Origin of the sequence: Actinomadura sp. NPDC049753 (genome assembly GCF_040674655.1) — a bacterium.
GTDB lineage: Bacteria > Actinomycetota > Actinomycetes > Streptosporangiales > Streptosporangiaceae > Spirillospora > Spirillospora verrucosospora.
In genome coordinates this window covers 91957-110489 of record NZ_JBFARL010000002.1, presented here as the reverse complement: position 1 = coordinate 110489, position 18533 = coordinate 91957, and the positions used below count along the sequence as shown (strand labels likewise).

General features: G+C 64.9%; 8 protein-coding genes and 1 pseudogene. 4 read left to right on the top strand and 5 right to left on the bottom strand.

Going from position 1 to position 18533, the window contains the following annotated elements:
• The first annotated feature begins 1672 nt into the window (after positions 1-1672).
• From AB0K37_RS01165 to AB0K37_RS01150, 4 genes are all read left to right on the top strand, one after another.
• The gene (locus tag AB0K37_RS01165) at positions 1673-5092 is read left to right on the top strand and encodes an RICIN domain-containing protein (RefSeq protein ID WP_363972892.1); all 3420 of its coding nucleotides are present in this window, start codon (positions 1673-1675) and stop codon (positions 5090-5092) included.
• The gene (locus AB0K37_RS01160; protein WP_363972890.1) at positions 5047-6345 is read left to right on the top strand and encodes a LamG domain-containing protein; all 1299 of its coding nucleotides are present in this window, start codon (positions 5047-5049) and stop codon (positions 6343-6345) included. The genes AB0K37_RS01165 and AB0K37_RS01160 overlap by 46 nt, the downstream gene beginning before the upstream one ends.
• A gap of 132 nt (positions 6346-6477) precedes the next feature.
• The gene (locus AB0K37_RS01155; RefSeq protein ID WP_363972887.1) at positions 6478-13008 is read left to right on the top strand and encodes an RHS repeat-associated core domain-containing protein; all 6531 of its coding nucleotides are present in this window, start codon (positions 6478-6480) and stop codon (positions 13006-13008) included.
• Positions 13009-13028: 20 nt separating this feature from the next.
• Entirely contained in the window at positions 13029-13505 is a 477-nt protein-coding gene (locus AB0K37_RS01150; RefSeq protein ID WP_363972957.1) for an Imm26 family immunity protein, read from the top strand.
• Positions 13506-13544: 39 nt separating this feature from the next.
• On the opposite strand, the gene AB0K37_RS01145 is transcribed toward AB0K37_RS01150, so the two are convergent.
• The 5 genes and pseudogenes from AB0K37_RS01145 to AB0K37_RS01125 all read right to left on the bottom strand — a co-directional run bounded on the left by AB0K37_RS01145 (position 13545) and on the right by AB0K37_RS01125 (position 18502).
• Positions 13545-13838 carry a transposase gene (locus AB0K37_RS01145; protein WP_363972884.1) on the bottom strand — a complete coding sequence of 98 codons (294 nt, stop codon included), beginning with the start codon at positions 13836-13838 and terminating at the stop codon, positions 13545-13547.
• Positions 13839-15348: 1510 nt separating this feature from the next.
• Positions 15349-16479, bottom strand: coding sequence for a hypothetical protein (locus AB0K37_RS01140; RefSeq protein WP_363972881.1), 1131 nt, complete (start codon positions 16477-16479; stop codon positions 15349-15351).
• Between the two features lie 2 nt (positions 16480-16481).
• Positions 16482-17044 (bottom strand): annotated as a pseudogene (locus AB0K37_RS01135) (hypothetical protein).
• Between the two features lie 259 nt (positions 17045-17303).
• Positions 17304-17930: a hypothetical protein gene (locus AB0K37_RS01130; protein ID WP_363972878.1), complete on the bottom strand. Its 627-nt coding sequence runs from the start codon at positions 17928-17930 to the stop codon at positions 17304-17306.
• Positions 17927-18502 carry a nucleotidyltransferase family protein gene (locus tag AB0K37_RS01125; RefSeq protein WP_363972875.1) on the bottom strand — a complete coding sequence of 192 codons (576 nt, stop codon included), beginning with the start codon at positions 18500-18502 and terminating at the stop codon, positions 17927-17929. The genes AB0K37_RS01130 and AB0K37_RS01125 overlap by 4 nt, the downstream gene beginning before the upstream one ends.
• Positions 18503-18533 lie beyond the last annotated feature (31 nt).

Below are 18533 nucleotides of genomic sequence, written 5' to 3'. Positions count from 1 at the left end.
GGGCTGAGCGAGGTCGACGAGCCGGCGTCCGTGAGGCGGAGTGGCACTGGCGGGAATTTCACGTGCACTCCTACAGGATGCTCGGTTCGATCGAGGACGCCGAGAACACCGTGCAGGAGACGTTCCTCCGGGCTGGGCTTGTCTACAGGCACGTGAGCTTTGCGGGGTGTTTCAGCGAGCGACCAGTCGCCAGAGCGGAAAATTATCCCGCATGCGCGGTTGCGTCCACGGATAACGAGACCCTTCTCAAACACGCATTGAGGCTGCGCTCCTTGAAATGCCTTCGGCGTAGGCGCCGGCGCGGTCTCACCGCACGATCTCGAGGCCAGGATGGAGGCACGCAGCCAATCCGACCAGGAAGGGGCGGCGGTGCGGCCGACCAGGACATCCACAGGCCTGCTAGTGACTTCTTGACCGGTGGCACGGAAGGCCTGTCGATCAAGGTCGGTGGAAGTCGATCGGGGAGCCCCTCACCTGCGAAATTTCCCTGGGGGAGTCGCGGCGGGTCCGGGGGAGTTCACCTACGGTGGCTCCCCAATTGGCTCCCCTGCGGCTCCCCACAATCTGGGCGATGGTGCTCGACGACGAACGAGATCATAGTCGGTGGCCGGACCGCTGCAGCGCCAGTCGCTCTTGGAATGTGTCGATGGAGTTGAGTACCGGACGGACACGGATGCCGGCGAGCGGGCTCCCGGCAGGTCGACACCATGCGGATTAGAGGTCCGGAGTTCGCGTATCAGAGCGGCGCTCTCCGTGTCACTCTGTGCCGACGCATGGAGCCCGGTTTTCGTGTTGCCAGAGGTGTTGAAGTGCACCAGACCACCTCCACTCCCGCCGAGAGAACCTGTGGGACTGGAACGGCGAGATCGACGAGGACGGACCACCTCCGCTCGCGCGGAGAAAGTATCGCGGCAAGTCGGATCCGGACGCGGAACGGGCCATCCCCGCTCGCGCGGGAAGAACACCTCCCGCGCGCCAACACCAGCTGTACGGTGGACCAACCCCGCGTGCACGTGGAGCAAGTCCGGCTCAACAACGCCAGACTCCACCGGTCGGGACCATCCCCGCGCGGGGATGGTCCCGTCAGCGCCTGCTCTGTCAACGACGCGAACTCTGACTCTGGCGCACGATCTGTGATCGAGTCGGCCGGATGGGTGACGGTCCGGAGTGTTCTCGCCGTAGCCGGTTTGGTAGCTAGACGGGGCTGTCGCCTCTCGAAGGCGGCGTCGGGTCGTTCGTCTGGGCGAGGCGGGTTGGTGGCCAGGTATCAGGTGCCCTTGCCAGCAAGGTGCCTGGAGCGGCGGTGGCCGCTACCTCGCGGCTGTGACCTGCCGTGACCCCTCAGCCTTGCGAGGCGCCCTCCGGTGAGCGCGAAGCATCGATAGCACTCTCAGTGCTTCTTTGATTGCTTGAAGTGGCATTCATTGATAAATGGAGTCAAGACGCTCATCGAGGCCCGCTGGAGTACCCTCTCTCGCTGTGATCTGAATCACAATCCACCCTTGCGTGCGTCTCTTCCCGTAGATCATCCGCCGGGTTAAATTAAGGCGACTTTATGGTGGACTTATATCCCCCGGGGGCATGTGTGGGCCTTTGGTCCTGTCTTGGCCTTGACAGTGCCCGTAAGGGTAGATACGTCTTCTCGACTCGTTTTCGCCGAGGTGCGGGTGCGTTGGCCGTTGCGCTTGCGTTCTCGCTGCTGCAAGCAGTGCCGTTCAGTTTCGGGCCCATGGCGCAGGCGGACGAGGCTCCCGTGTCGGTGGTGTCCCAGGATGAGGCCGTAGCCGCCGCGAAAAAATGGGACCAGCCGGTTGTAGTTTCGTCGCTCACCGGTGCGCAGCGGGAAGTGCGTGCGCTGCCCGATGGCGGTCTTGAGGCCACGATGAGTTCCCGGCCTGTTCGCACCCTGAGGGAGGGCAGGTGGGTGCCGGTCGACACTAAACTGACTCGCCGGAGTAACGGCGAATTGGTGCCTGGAGCAACGACCGTGGGCCTGACGTTCTCGGGAGGCGGGGACGGCCCGTTCGCACGGATGACCCGCGCGGGCCGGGAACTGGCCTTGACGTGGCCTTATGGACGCTTGCCGGTCCCGCTCATCGATGGTGATACGGCGACTTATCAGAATGTATTGCCGGATGTAGACCTGGTGCTCCGGGCGGTCGGGGACGGGTTCCGCCATGTGCTGGTGGTGAAGACCGCCGCGGCCGCCCAGCGACCAGAGTTGAAGGAACTACAGCTCAAGCTGACGGCGGACCGCCTGAAGGTACAGCAAGATGGAGCCGGTGGTCTGACCGCCATCGACGAGGCGGCCGGCGGAACCGTCTTTCGGGCCGCTGAGCCCTTCATGTGGGACTCCTCCGGGCAGCCCGCCGAGAACGGGGAGCCACTGCCGACGCCCGCTCCGTCGTCCAGCACAACGGCCTCGCCCACGCCTTCGACATCCCCCTCGTCGTCCTCTTCAGTGCCCAGGCGGTCGTCGGCGCAGGCCGAGCCCAGCGAGGAGCCGGCGGAGGGAGTACAGCGAGCGGTGGTGAAGACCGAGGTCAGCAGCGGAATGCTGAAGCTGACACCGGATCAGGCGCTGCTGACCGGCGCGACCACCAAGTTCCCGGTCTATATCGATCCCGATTGGCAAGGACCGGGGGAGTCGGCCGCGGTCATGGTGTCGACCAAGTACAGCGACTCCTCCTGGGAGGACGAGGGGATGGGGTACTGCTCCGACAGTGACCCCTACATGGGCGGTCAGTGCGGCGGGACCATCACCAAGCGGCTGTTCTACAAGTTCACGCTGCCGTCGGCGGTTCTGAAGACCAACGTCCTCGCAGTGGAGTTCAAGCCGTATCAGACCGGTGCCTACAACTGCACTCCGGCCGAAGCCGAACTGTGGAAGACCAAGGCTGTCAGCGGCTCGACCAGTTGGGGGACCCAGAACGCTTCGGGTTTCTGGCAGCGCAAGGTAGCGGAGAAGAGCTTCAACTACGGCAACGAGGGCGTCGGTTGCGCCAACAACACCGTGGTCTTCCAGGATGCCCGGTTGAAGGAGGAGGTACAGGGCGCCGCCAGTGGCAATGGCACCCTGTGGTTGGGGATGAAGGCCGGCAGCGAGAGCTCGACCGCTTATTGGAAACGGTTCAACAACGACGCGGTGCTGCGCGTGCTGTACAACCTTCCGCCCAAGGCCCCGACGAACGTGCAGTTGCAGGCCGAGGGCGGCTACTACCCGTGCGGCGCCAACGACGCCAGTAAGCCGTACGTGCGGGTCTGGCCGACCCTGTCGGCAAAGATCACCGACCCGCAGAGCAGCGACCGCGTCCAGGCCGAGTGGCTGGTCGGCTGGGGCGACGCCAACGGCGCCAACTTCCAGTGGCGCATCGGCGCCGGCGGGCTCGGCCCCGACTCCGCCCCCCTGACTTCCGGTGGAGGGAACTCCGGCACCACCTTCACCAAGTCGCTGTCCAATCTGGCGACCTCCCGCGGTATCCCCAAGAACGTTCCGATCGCCTGGATGGTGCGTGGGCACGACTTCAAGGACGGCTTGGAAGACGATAACTGGCAGCATTGGCAGGGTGTCGGCGTGTGGACCGATGTCGCCACCACCGCTGGCGGGCAGGGACACAAGTGCTGGTTCGTCTACGACGACGCCAACCCCAAGCCACCGACCATCACCTCCACTAAGTACCCCAACGACGGCGCCGAACATGACGGTGTTGGCCAGTCCGGTGACTTCACCGTCACTGCGGCTGCCGATAGCGAACCACTGGCCAAGTTCGGCATGCAGTTCACTCCGCCTGGCCGCGCCGCCGAGCCGATCCAGTGGAAGAACCTGGGCACCTCACCGTCGGCGGGCTGCACCGCGACACAATGCACCTTCTCCAAGATCCCCGACGTCAAGGGCGACTGGAAGATGGACGTGTGGGCGGTCGATCGGGCTGGCAGGCAAGGCAGCGCCCCCACCTACCAGTTCCGCATTCGCAACATGGCGGCCGAAGAGGCGCACTGGAAACTCGATGACCCCGCCGGCTCCCACGTCCTGCTCAACGAGATCACCGGCAGCGACACCTTCCAGATCGTCTCGGCACTCTCCGGCAAGTGCTTCGACGTCAGCGGGCGCAGTCTGGAGAACGGGCCGACCGGTAAGACGGTCCAGTACGAGTGCGACGATGGGTTGAGTCAGCGGTGGCGGTTGAACCCGATAGGCGGGGACGACTATAAGGTCGTCAACGTCAACAGCAACAAGTGCGCCGATGTCGGTGCCGACGGTGATGGTGCGCAGGTATGGCAGTGGGGTTGTTACGACACCACCAACCAGATCTGGACCAAGAAGAAGCGTGACGGCGGCTTCGAGTTGGTGTCCAAGCGGAGCGGTCGTTGTATCGATGTGCTCGGCGGGTCCATGGACAATAACGCCACCATCGTCCAGTGGGGCTGCGACGGCAGCGAGCACCAACTATGGAAGATCACCTCGGTCAACAACACCTACAGTCTCGTCGCCGCCCATTCCGGCAAGTGCTTCGATGTGAATGGCCGGTCGGTAGAGAACGGGCCGACCGGGAAGACGGTTCAGTACGAGTGCGATGGCGGGCTGAGTCAGCGATGGCGGCTAGATCCCATGGGCGGGGACGACTATAAGCTCGTCAACGTCAACAGCAACAAGTGCGCCGATGTCGGTGCCGACGGTGATGGTGCGCAGGTATGGCAGTGGGGTTGTTACGACACCACCAACCAGATCTGGACCAAGAAGGCGCGCGGCGACGGCTTCGAGTTGGTGTCCAAGCGGAGCGGTCGTTGTATCGATGTGCTCGGCGGGTCCATGGACAATAACGCCACCATCGTCCAGTGGAGCTGTGACGGCACTGACCGCCAGCTCTGGAAGTTCACCTCGGTGAACACCGCCAAGCTAGTCGGCACCGACTACACCACCGGTACCCCCGCCCGTGCCGACTCGGCCTCCCTGAAGCTCAACTTTGACAACGATCCCAACAGTCTCGGCTACGCCGAGATGGGCGTGCCACTAATCAATCCTGCCAAGAGCTTCTCGGTGTCGGTGTGGGCCAAGCTCACACCAAGGACGAGGGCTACCAGACCGTCCTGAGCCAGGACGGTCTGAGCGGGTCCGCCTTCCAGCTCAAATACGTGGGCGGTTCTCGCGGCCAGGCTGGCTGGACCAACAAATGGGCCGCTGTCGTGCGCACCAAAGACGGCAACGACGCCACCGTGGCCACCGCGCTGTCGAACGATCAGGCCCGAGTCGGCCAATGGGTGCATCTGGTCGCCATCCACGATGCCACCGCCAAGAACCTAACCCTGTACGTCAACGGCAAAGCCCAGGACACTCCCGCTGCGGCGGACATGAGCACCTGGACCACCAGCCGCGGCAAATTCGCCATAGGCCGAACCCTGACCGCAGGCAGCCCAGGGGAGTACTTCAACGGCGAGATCGACGACGTCCGCGTGTTCGACCGAGCCGTGACACCGTCCAGCGTGGCCGGATGGTACCGGCCCACCGTCCATGCACGGTGGCGGCTCAACAGCCCCGCAGGCACCGACGTCGCGGTTCCCGACGACTCGGGCGCAGGCCACACCCTCACCCTGAACGGCGGCGCCGAGATCAAAACCGACGAGGAAACCTGCGTCCAGCTGACCGGGCAATGTCTGGCCCTGGACGGCGCACGCACCAGCGGCGGCGAATGGGCGCAGGCCGACCCGGTCGTCCGCACCGACGGCAGCTTCACCATCGCCGGCTGGGTCGATGCGGCAAAGCCGACCGTCCCCATGACTGTGTTCTCCGCCGCCGGGACCAAGCAGAGCGCCTTCACCGTCCGGTTCAACCCCCGTGCAGCCAAGAACCCTGACTGGGATCCCGACCGCGACGATCCCGCCGATGAGTACATCAGCAGGTGGGAGATCGAGATGCCCGACAAGGACGGCGACGACCCAGTCCGGCTCACGGCTTTTCACGGGCAGTCCTGCAACATCTGCACCAACTCCGGCCCCGACCATCTGGCGCTGACCTACGAGGCTGCCACCGGCACCATGACGCTCTACGTCAACGGCACCGTTGACGCCAGTGCCAATAACAGCTCGGCCAAGAGCGATGTGATCGCTTTCAACGCGATCGGCCCGGTGCAGGTCGGCCGCCGGTTGGCCGACGGCCAATCCGCCGATGACCACGCCAACCGCGAGTACTTCTCCGGCCTGATCGACGATGTCTGGATCCTCAGCGGCGCCCTCACCGACAAAGAGGTCGCAAGGTTTGCTAACGCTCAGGAGATGGACACACCGAACGGCAACTCCCCACTGCCCTGCACCTATGACGAAGCCACCCTCGAATGCCCCGACGACTAGCCCGCCCGGGGTGGTGTCAGGATCGGCTCGTCGTCACGGGCCGCGCACGGCGACCGACTGCTGTCGCTCTCCCCTGTTGAGAATCATGAGCGTCCCCTTCATCAAGGGACGTGCGTTGCCCCGGAGGACGTTGTGAGTAAGCGCGGTACCCGGATGCTGCTGGGCGGCCACCGCCGGATGCGGTCGAAGATCGCGCTGGGCATGGCCGCCGTGCTGGCGGTCGGACTGGCGTCGCCGCTGCCCGCGCGGGCCGAGCCGGTGGCGAGTCGCCAGTTCAAGGACGCCAAGCCGGTCAAGGGCCGGGCGCTGAAGACGCGGCCGCGCAAGGCCGGGAACAAGCACCTGACCACCAAGGCGGCCCCTGCGCCGAGCTGGCCGAAGGCCGGCACGGTGACCAGCAAGGTCCCCGGCAAGGGCCGCTGGGCCCGCGCCGGTGATCTCCCCGTCTGGGTCACCGCTCCGAGCGATGCGGCGCGCCTCGATTCACGTCCGGGGTCACGAGGTCTACCGGCGGCCGAGCAGGTCCGGGTCCAGGTCGTCGACCGCAGTGTGAGCCAACGCGCCGGCGTCCGAGGCGTCATGATCTCGGTTGCCCGCACTGACGACGCGACACCGGGGCAAGTCGGTGTCGGGCTGAACTACGCCTCCTTCGCGTCGGCGTTCGGTGGCGCATACGCCGATCGGCTCAAGCTCGTGCAGTACCCGGCGTGCGTCCTGACGGTGCCGGAGCGGGCCGAATGCCGGACGGCCACTCCGGTGGCGACGACCCACGACACCAAGAACCGAACGCTGATCGCGCAGGTACAGGCCGCATCGGATCCAGCCACCCGGCAGGCGGCACTGCAACAGCCGACGACCACGGCGGGGCCGACGGTCCTGGCCACGGCCGCCGGAACCGCCGGCGAGCAGGGCGACTTCAAGGCCACCAAGCTGACGGCCTCGTCAACCTGGAACATGAACCTCAACACCGGCGACTTCACCTGGTCCTACCCCATGCGAGTGCCGCCGGTGCCCGGCACCATGACCCCCCAGGTGAGCATCAGCTATTCCTCGGGCAACATCGACGGCCTGACCTCGAACACCAACGCTCAGTCCTCCTGGGTAGGGGATGGATTCGACCTGTGGCCAGGGTTCATTGAGCGCCGTTACAAAGCCTGCGAAGACGACGATGCGCCGAAGGACGAGTGGGGAAACTCCCCCGGTGACCAGTGCTGGGGTTACGACAACGCCACGATGCAGCTGAACGGACACGGCGGTGAGCTGGTCCCCGACGGCGCAGGAAAATGGCGGCTGAAGAACGACGACGGCACCCGCATCGAGCAGCTGACCGGTACCGACGCCACAACCGGCAACGGCGACAACAACAATGAATACTGGAAGGTCACCGTCACCGACGGGACCGTCTATTACTTCGGCAAGCACCGGCTGGACAACTGGGCAAGCGGCAACCCGGAGACCAATTCCACCTGGACCGTCCCGGTGTTCGGGAACGATGCGAACGAGCCGTGCCACGAGGACGCGTTCAAGGATTCGTCGTGCCAGCAGGCGTGGCGATGGAACCTGGACTACGCGGTCGATCCTGACGGCAACGCTGTCACCTACTACTACGACAAGGAGATCAATTACTACGGCCGCAACCTCAAGCCCGAGGACGAGACGCCGTATGTCCGCGGCGGTGTGCTGAACCGGATCGAGTACGGGCTGCGGTCGGACAACCTGTGGGCCAAGGCGCCGGCCCGTGTGGTGTTCAACAGCAAGGAACGGTGCCTGGACACCGACACCAACTGCGACCCCTCCAAGATCGAGACCAATCCGAACCTGTGGCCGGACGTCCCCTACGACCTCAACTGCAAGTCCGGCACCGAGTGCAAGGACTTCAGGGGCACGGTCTCGCCGACCTTCTGGACGCGCAAGCGGCTGGAGTCGGTCAAGACCCAGGTGATCAAGGCGGACGGCACCTGGCGGGACGTCGACTCCTGGACGCTGACCCACAAGTGGGGCACCGCCGACTACGCGCGGGCACTGCTGGCCACCTCCATCCAGCACACCGGGCACGCAGCCACCACCGCGATCACGCTGCCCAAGGTGACGCTCGACTACGAGGAGCGCTACAACCGCGTCCGAACCGGTGATACCGGCGGGCTCATGCGCTATCGCCTGGACTACGTCGCCGACGAATCCGGCAGTGAGCTGTCCGTCGCCTACAGCACCGCCCAATGCACGACCGACGACCTGCCGACCCCGCAGACCAACACCAAGCGCTGCTTCCCGGTCTACTGGGCCCACGACGGAGACCTCGACCCCAGCCTGGACTGGTTCCACAAGTACGTCGTCACCCACGTGATCGCGCGTGACCGAACCGGCCACAGCGCCGACATGGTCACAAAGTATGTCTACGACGAATCCAAGGGCGGCGCCTGGCATTACGACGATGACGACGGCCTGACACGGGAGAAGTACAAGACCTGGAGCCAGTGGCGCGGCTACGACAAGGTCAGCGTGCTGACCGGTTCCGACCTTGTCGACGGCATGGTCGCCCAGACCGACCATTACTTCCTGCGCGGCATGCACGGCGACCGCACCTCAACGACCGATCCTGACCAGAAGCGCACGGTCACCGTCGACAACGGCGACGGCGGCACCGTCACCGACCACGACGCCTTCGCCGGTCAGGAACTGCGCACCGTGCAGTTGGACAAGCCCGGCGGCCAGACCCTGGAGTGGACGCAGAATCTGCCGGTCCGCTACCAGACCGCCTCCAAGACCCGGTCCTGGGGTACCGTCACCGCCAATATCGTGGGCATCGAGTACGCCCGGACGTTCACCCCGCTAGGGCCTGGCTTGTGGCGCAAAGCCGAGGTCCGCACCGACTACGACCACGACACCGGGCGGGTCAACTGGACGTCCGACAACGGGGACCTGGCGGTGAGCAGCGACGACCGCTGCACCCGCTACACCTACGCCGACAACGCCACCGCCTGGATTCGCAGCCACGTTGCGGAGAAGGAGGTCACCCAGGGCAGTTGCCTGTGGAGTGGATTGGACCGCAGGGTCCATGTGCTGTCGGACACTCGCACCTATTACGACGGCACCTCATCGACCCCCAAGAGCGCCTTCAAGTCGATCAGCAAGGGGCGGGTCACCTACACCGAGCGCCTGGTGTCTCACGCCGCCGCCGACGGCTCCAGCCCGACCTACCAGAAAATGTCGGCCGTCACCGGCTTCGACGGGTACGGCCGGCCCACGACGACGTCAGACGTCCAGGGGCACGTCACCACCACCAGCTTCACCCAGACCCCCGCGGGGACAGCGCCCGGACTGACGACCAAGGTCACGACCACGCTTCCGACGGTGACCAAGGACGACGGCAGCAGCCTGAAGCTGTCCACCACCACGACGCTGGACCCGGCGTGGGGCCTGCCGATCGTCGAGCTCGACGAAGCAGGCGGCAAGACCGACGTCTACTACGACGCGCTCGGCCGCACCATCAAGGTATGGGAGCCCAACCGCAACCGAACCGGCGGCGAGACCGCCAGCGCGGAGTTCACCTACCAGGTAGCCGAGAACGCGCCCGTCGTCGTGGGTACCCGCACCGTCACCAACACCGGCGCTCTCAGCCGACCGACCTATGAGATCTATGACGGGTTCCTGAGGGCCCGCCAGACTCAGGTGCCAGGCCAGAACGGCGGCCGTGTCATCACCGACATGCTCTACGACGGCCGGGGCCTGGTCGCCTTCACCTACAACGGCTACTACAACGACCAGGCCGGCCCGACCCCGAGCCTGTTTGGTCCCGACATGCAGGGCCTGGTTCATAGCCAGACCCGATACAGCTACGACGGCGCCGGCCGCAAAACCCGCGAGGCGCTACTGGGAGGCGCGGGCGACAACCCCGAGGTGTACGCCACCGCCTACAGCTATGGAAGCGACACGGTCGGCGACTGGGTCAAGAAGACCCCGCCGGACGGGGGTACACCCACCACCGCCTACACCGACGCGCTCGGCCGCACCATCGAGCTGCGGCAGCACAACGCCGCCTCGCCGGCCGGCAGCGACTACATCACCACCAGCTACCAGTACGATCCCGCTGACCGGGTCACCAAGATCCTGGGGCCGGGCGGCAAGACCTGGGAGTACCGCTACGACGTCCGCGGTCGGCAGACGAGCGCCATCGACCCTGATCGCGGCACCACCACGACCGCCTATGACGACCTGGACCAGGTCGTCTCCACCACCGACTCCCGTGGCTCCGCGGGCAAGGTGTTCCACGAGTACGACGAACTCGGCCGCAAACTCCGCACCTACGCTGCCAACAGCGACGGCGACAAGGGCGACCTGATCTCCCTGTGGGGTTATGACACCGTACGCCCAGGCCAGCTCACCTTCGCCTCGCGCAAAGCCGCCGGCGTCGACGGCCAGACCTACGAATACAAAATCCGCACCGACGACTACGACAACCTCAACCGGCCCAAACGTACAACGATCACCATCCCGGCCGGTGCCGAGGGAACGGGGCTGGACAACAGCTACCAGTTCAACACCACCTACAACCCGGACGGGACCGTCCAGTCCACCAGCCAGCCCGCAGCCGGTGACCTGCCGGCCGAAGTCCTCACCTACACCTACGACGACGAGAACCTGAAGCGGCCGCTCACGCTGACCGGAAACTCCCGATACGTCACCGGCACCAGCTACACCGACCTCGGGCAGCTCCGCGGCTACGTGCTGTCAGCCGGAGGCAAGAACGTCAACGTCGGCTACGACTACGACCTCGCCACCCGCCGCCTGACCCACTCCACCGTCAGCCGCGAGGGCATCGACGGCTATGCCCGCGACGCCACCTACACCTACGACGACGCCGGCAACGTCCGGCAGATCACCGATATCACCGGGCACGCATCCACCGGCGGTGTCACCACCGACACCCAGTGCTTCCGGTACGACTTCCAGCGCCGCCTCACCGATGCCTGGACGCAGAACACCACCACCTGCGCTGCCACCCCCTCCACCGCCGAAGTCGCAGGCCCCGCTCCGTACCGCAAGAAGTACAGCTACAACCCGGACGGGAACCGCACTAAAGAGGAGAGCTGGGGAGCTGGAACCGGCGGCGGTGCCTGGCAAGGAGATCACGGCTACCGCTACGCGGGAGACACCGGCGTCGACCCCACCTACAAGGGATACCAACTCGCCAGCTATACCCAGCGAACCAGCGGGCCCGGCGGCGTCCAGCAAAAGAACCTCACCTATACCTACGACCCTGTCGGCAACACCACCCAACGCACGGACGGCACGACCACTCTCCAATTCGCCTGGGACCACCAGAACGAAATTTCCAAGGTCACCGACACTGCTCAAGGCGACACCAGCTTCGTCTACGACGCTGACGGCAACCGGCTCGTCCGCCGCGACAAGTCGGGCACCGTCCTGTACCTGCCGGGCATGGAACTCCGCCTCAGCGGCGGTAGCGTCACCGCCACGCGCTACTACTCCCACGGCGGCCAGACCGTCGCCATGCGCACCGCCGCCGGCATCACCCTCTTGGCGGCCGACCATCAGAACACCGCCCAGCTCACCGTCCCCGCCGCTAACCTGACCAACCTCAGCCAACGCCGGTACACGCCCTTCGGAGATGACCGCGGCGGTTCCACCGGCATCTGGCCTACCGCTATGGACAAGGGCTTTGTCGGTGGCACCAACGACAACACCGGCCTCACCCATCTGGGCGCTCGCGAATACGACCCGGCAACAGGCCGCTTCATCTCCGTCGACCCCCTCATGGACCCGGCCGACCCTCAGCAACTGAACGGCTACAGCTACGCCAACAACAACCCCGTCACCAACGCCGACCCTGACGGCAACATGTGCCGCAGAACTTCCGACGGCATGGAATGCTCCAACGGCGATGGCGTGGACCGCCGCCCCAACAATCGGGGCGGCTACGACGTTTACAACCCCAGCGGTCGAAGAGTAGCTAGAAGCGGCGACAGTTACGGCTCGGGCTACGTGCCGGGCGCCGGAGGCGGGGGTGGAGGGGACGGTAACAAGCCGGTCGTCAAGACGCCGCCGCCGCTCTTCGAGATCCCGCAGTTGCACGTCGCCGGCGACCTCATCCTCGCCCCGTCTTGGACGGCTCTCATGGAGGCCCAGGAGAAGGCGTGCGGGATGGGCACCGCCGAATGCGACAACCAGATAGGCCACGGTAATGAAGGTCTTGAGTACGCGGTCCACGCGGGAATCTGCACGGCGAATCCCGACTGGTGCGGCAAGGCGCCCGGCATGCCGCCGATCAAGGAGGGGGGGACCGGCTCCGCACTCGCCAGGATCCTGGCCAAGGGGCTTCCCGCCGGGCTCCGCAGCGGTTATAACGCGCGGAAGAACTATCAGGTGTACCTGGGCGTTGACAAAAGTGGAACGGACGTATACGTCGGCATCACGAACAACCTAAGGAAGCGGCAATCGAAACACGGCGCGAGATTCACGATTTCGGCGATCACGTCCGGTTCGGGAGTAACTCGAGGCGAGGCGCGCGCGATCGAGCAAGCCATGATCAACCGGAATCCACAGTACGTTAATAAGATCAACAGCATCAGTCCGCGGCGTGGCGAGTACTACAAGCGTGCTGTAACATGGGGAGAGGCGTGGCTCAAGTCTAATGGCTACTAGGTGGGTTCGAAGTGCCGAACATGGAGATATTGAAACCGTCCCGGCGGAAGTTGCGGGAAGGCGACGTCTTCGCCTTCCGTGTTCCCCAGGCCGGCGAGCATTTCATGTTCGGCCGGGTGATCAGGGTCGACATGCCGATGGGAGATTCTCCCATGCCCGGGGCCAATCTCATCTACCTCTACGGCCATCGTTCGAAGGAGAAGGTCCCCGAGTTGGGAGCGCTGACGGTGGACGACCTGCTGGTCCCACCGAAGTTCATCAACCGGCAGCCCTGGCTCAAGGGCTTCTTTGAGAACGTCGTGCACGCGCCGCTCGAAGACAGTGACGTGCTCGCCCGGCATTGCTTCCGCAAGCCGCTAAAAGAAGTTTATGTAAACGACCGGGGCGATGTGCTCCCCGAGCGCATCGAGCCTTGCGGTTTCTTCGCTTTGGACAGCTATCTGACGCTCGACGACGCCATCAGCGAGGCCTTGGGTGTGGCTCTCGCGAGCGACTGAACACCGGTTTTTCCAGAGGGTCTTCAATAGTGGGAGTTATCAGAGTGGTCGGTGGGTGTGGGCGAGGAGGCCGTTCAGTAGGGCATGCCGGTGCTGGATGCGTTTCAAGCTGGTCTTGATCAGCCTCATGAGCTGGTCGATGGTGTGCTTGGCGAGGTTGGCCAGGGATCGCTTCAGGTGTGACCAGACGCTTTCGACGGGGTTGAGTTCGGGAGTGTAGGGCGGCAGGTAGAAGACGGTGAGCCAGTCCCGGGCGGGCAGGTGGCGACGCATCCGGGCCGAGCGGTGGGTGCCCAGGTTGTCCCAAACGATGACGATCAGGCCGCCGACCACCTACCACGCTCCCTCGCGGGTCCGGTAGACCTGCGCGTGACGGGCAGTGCGCGTCCGGTGCCGCAGCCGACGTCGACAACGTTTGAGCCAGCCGGGATGGCGACCGCGGCGGCGTAGGCGGGCATGTCGTCGCCGAATTCGGCGTCCCAGGTCGCCGCGCGGGGCCGAGGAACTCCCGGCTCTCCGCGATGAACCAGTTCCCCGCGCCCAGCCCGGTGCGGTGCGACATGGCGTATCACCGGCCACGACAGGTCGTACGGGTCGCCCACGATGTCCGCGTTGTCCTCATCGCCGCTGCCCCGGTGAGTGCGCAGCCGGACGGCGACCTCCAAACCACTTGCCGGGGGACGGGCATGCCACCCACTCCCGACGGCCAGCATGACCCTTTGCGGGTTCCGTTCGCTCACCCCGCCGCCAGCAAGGGGCCGGACACAGCGGCGCCCGTCAACACGCATCTGGTCAGCCAGCCGCTCGGCGAACACACCCGCCTGCCGACCGCCATCGACGCGGGCGTCGCCAGGCGAGTACACCGGGGCGAGCGACGCGCTCGCCGCCGCCCGTCCCGACGTCATCCTTTAATGCCCTGCGGCTTCAACCCGGAACGCACCAAGGCCGAGGCTAGACCCGAGGGACTGGGCGGGGGCGGGCCGGACAGGTGTGGATCCTGGACGACCCTGCCTACTTCAACCGCCCCGGCCCCAGGATGGTGCGCGGGGCAGAGATCCTTGCCCTCGTCCTGCACGGCGTCACCGTAGGCGAACCCGTCCGCGACGACGAGCGAAGGGTCTGTGGATATTCACCTGAGCGCCCAGCGAGGACTTCTTGACCGGTGTCATGTGCTTGACACGCATTTCCGGCTAACGTGATCTATCCACTGAGACGAAAGCCGCTTTCTGGGCCCGAGTCTGCGGGCGTTGGCTCCCCCTGTGGCTCCCCACCGCCGTGGGGGAAGCCACGGAGCGACTCCAGCTCGGCCCTTTGACCTGCATAAACTCTGTCGGGACGGCGGGATTTGAACCCACGACCCCTTGACCCCCAGGCACAGCAGACCAGTCGATTAAGGTCGATGGAAGTCGATCGGGGAGCCTCTCACCTGCAAAAACGTCCGGGGGAGTCGTGGCGGGTCCAGTTGGGGCCGACCACGGTGGCTCCCTGATTGGCTCCCCAGAGGCCCCCGCCAAGGGGCTTCTACTGTGAACAAGATTACGGTCCGAGGCAACTGCGGGCGATGAGCTTCCCACGAGGAAGGAGTCGTGGAGCGGTTCGGGCGCCTGATCAAACAGGCCGGAACTCCCAGCCGCTCGAACCCACCGCGACCCACATAGCCGACTTCGGCGGTGGTCGGGGCTTTGCGATCGTTGCGGCGATAAGGTGGATGGCGCTGTCGCCGGGCGGTAACGACGTGCGGCTGGAGCGCGCGAGGTGGATTGCCCCCATCATCGGGGCGATGGTCGTCGCGGTCCGCGCTCGTGCGGTGGGTGTGGTTGTGGCGGCCAGCTCGCGCAGCGCGCTACAAGAGTGGATCTACGTCATCCCGGGGCCTGCGCCTTATATGCCCACCGTGGCTCTTGTAATAATAACGCGAGACGCCTACTGAGAAGCCGCTGGGTACACGGTTCGCCTTCTCCCAGTCGAGCATTGTGGATAACACTTCTTGGTCCGATGGCCCGAGCGGCGGTAGCATACGCGCCGCCTGTGCTCTCTCGTCCTGCGCCGCGTAGCCGAGCCCGACAAGGCGATCGTACAGTTTTAGGCCGGCGCACTCAGTTCTGGAGAAGACCCCAGGGCGCGCATGCGCGAAATATGAAATAGAAACTCGATTTTTTGCTAGGCTGTCGGCGTCCACGTCGACCCAATGAATGGGCGCTTGCAGGCCCTTGACGTCGTCCGCCAGGAACTCGCAGACGTTCCCGTACAGCCAGTCGCCGCTGGGCGCCGGTGTCGCGCCGTCCGAGCCCGCACCCAGGAATCTCAGTTTCGAGTCGGCGGCGTAGACCTGCCAGGTCCAGTGTCCGATGTCTTTGTGCGGGCTGACTCGAACCGTTGGTGTCTCGGTGGCGCCCGCAGTTCGCATCTGCCAACCAACAATGCTGGTATTACGGCCATCGACCTCCACAATGTATGTTTTGAGAGAGTCTCCCGTCACCGCCGGATACCATTGTAGCCGCAAGAGGCGCTCGCCCAGGGCGAGCCTGCCCGTGATCTCGCCGAAGGCAAGACCGAGAGTCGTCTCCAGTTCCTCGAGATGGGCCATCGTAAGGACGTCCAGATCCTCTTGGAGAGCCAAAACGGTGGCCGCGAACTTATCATCGAGGCCCAGCGATGCGGTGGCATCGGGATTTCCGTAGAAAAGCGGGGCCAGGGAGGCCATGGGGTGGTCGAACGGCAGCGACTGGTTGAAGACGAAATGGCTGCGAAGCTCGCTGAGCCCGACAGTGCTCTCATTCCCGTCCGCAGTGAAACCGTACTGTCCGGTCGGCGTGACCTGTAGCTCGTGCGGATCCTCGGCCAGCATCATCCGGGTGAACAGCTCGGCGCATCTCGCGCGACGCTCGAGTACCTTCCGATGCGGCGGCGTCGCCGGGTCCAACGGCAGCCGCGCCCAGCCCTGGGATATCAGGTCCTCGGCAAATCCGGCCATTACTAGTCTCCCAGCAGCCATCTCGAGGTCGGTGCGACATCGAAGTCCCTCTGAGCCGTGCCGCCGACTCCGCCCGTGCTGTCTCCTGCGGACTGGAGATAGACGTGGCGTTCCGTCGAACCGCTCTTGGCCCTCGTCTTCTCCCGCAGCTCGCGGAGTGCCTCCCGCTGCTCGTCCGTGGGCCGCAGCAGGTAGACATCGGCGACGATCAGTTGCTGACACTGCGAATAGCTGCCGTACTTGAGCGGCAGATGCCGGGTGCCCAGGGAGGAGCAGTCGAAGGCCGCGAAGAAGTCCTTATCCAGGATGCCGGTCGCAACGAGCTCCTCATGGAAATCCCGCAGCGGGAAGAACTCCCGGTCCTCGCGGGTCGCGAACCCTTTGAGCGACCGGTGGGGATCCTTACCGGGAAGGTGCAACCGAAGATCGCTCTGGCTTCTGCGGTCGATGGTGAACGGCCGTCTGGCCTGGTGTGGAACCGCCGCGCGAGCTCGGTGTCCGACAGGTGGATCTTGTACACGCCGCCGACCGGCTGGAACTGAGTGATGATGCGGCTTCCTTGCACGAGCAGTTGGTCGCCGTCGACGGGGATGGCGACCAAGTAGGCGATGGAGACCCGTACGGGAGATCTCCGGTAGACGATGTTGGCCAGCAGGATCGGCCAGACGAAGCCCCGACTGGATCGCCGAGACCCGCTCCGCGAGGTCGGTGAAGCAGTATCCGGCGAGCATGGACACGGGTACGACGAACGGTGTGCCACGGTTGATGAAGCCCGTGACCAGGGAGCCGGTCACGGCAATGGTCAGCAGTAACGGCAAACCGGTCTACTTTCCCGTCGGTGTGGCGCGGTCGGCGACCACGGTTCCGGCCGCATCCCCATGATCGCCCAGATGGAGGCGGCAGCAGCCTTGGCACAGCCGTATCGTCTCGACCAGCGGCCTGACCGTCGACGTCACGAGAAGCGTTTCGACATTATCCATGATGGCCTGCATCTCGGCGGGTGGCAGGGTCGCTGGCATCTGTACCAGGCCCGCGTCGGAAATGCGATCGCGCCCGCGGCCCACGTTTCGTTGCCGCCGCACCCGAAGCGGTGCGGTCAAGAATATGACGAGCGCTCGCGCCGATCTGTCCAACTCGGTGAAGGCGCGGAACCATCGAGCATTCACCGGCACTTCTATCAATGCCGATCCTGAATGTGCACTGACCCGGTCGAGTATCTCGTCGAACGCGCTGCGCAACATGGCCGTCCCGGGTTTGAGTAGGACCGCGTCATTGTCGTCGATCCACGCCTCACCGCCCGCTTTCCCGGTTCGCACCATCTCCCGGAGAACCTCGTCGATGCCGATATTAAGGAACGGCTCGCCCTGTAGCGGGAAGAACGACTCGACGGATCTTCTGATGATCGTCTTTCCGGAGGCGGGCGGCCCGGTGACGACGACGGTCCTATTCACAGTGATGACTCCACCCGCAGACGCGGCCGCCCGGCAAGTCCTTCTGGGCCGCTCGTTGTTTCACCAGATCGAGCATGTCCGGGGCTGTCGGCCGCACGACAAGGTCGGCGGCCAGGTCGCACACCCCGAACGGAGCACTGAGTTCGGGGGCGGCGGAGGATGATATCCTGATGGTCGTGAATGTCTCCGGCCATCGCCGCATCGCGTCGCGGACATAAATCCGCGCCTGGCTCTTTATCGAGAACTTCTAATCGGGAAATATTCGTGCAAGCTTTTCTTTGAGCCGCAGGCTCGCGATTCCGGTCGATGTTCCCTGCATTAAAATAAGTGACATCGATATCGTTCAGCGGGTTGGGCTCGGCATAGCCGTGCAGGTGGTCCCATACGATGTTCCGGACGACTCCGGCCACCCAGCAGTCTTTCAGTCGGTGTTCGCGCACTTGCGCCAGGACGGCCGCCCGCCACGGGTCCCGCAGCGCGATGTCGACGATTTCCGCCGGATCCATCAGGTTGTCCCTCCGAAAGCCTGCCCATCTCGCAGTAATCACCAGCACCGACTTGTTGTCAAGCATGCCACAGCCCGCACCTTCGGAGAGGTCTGAC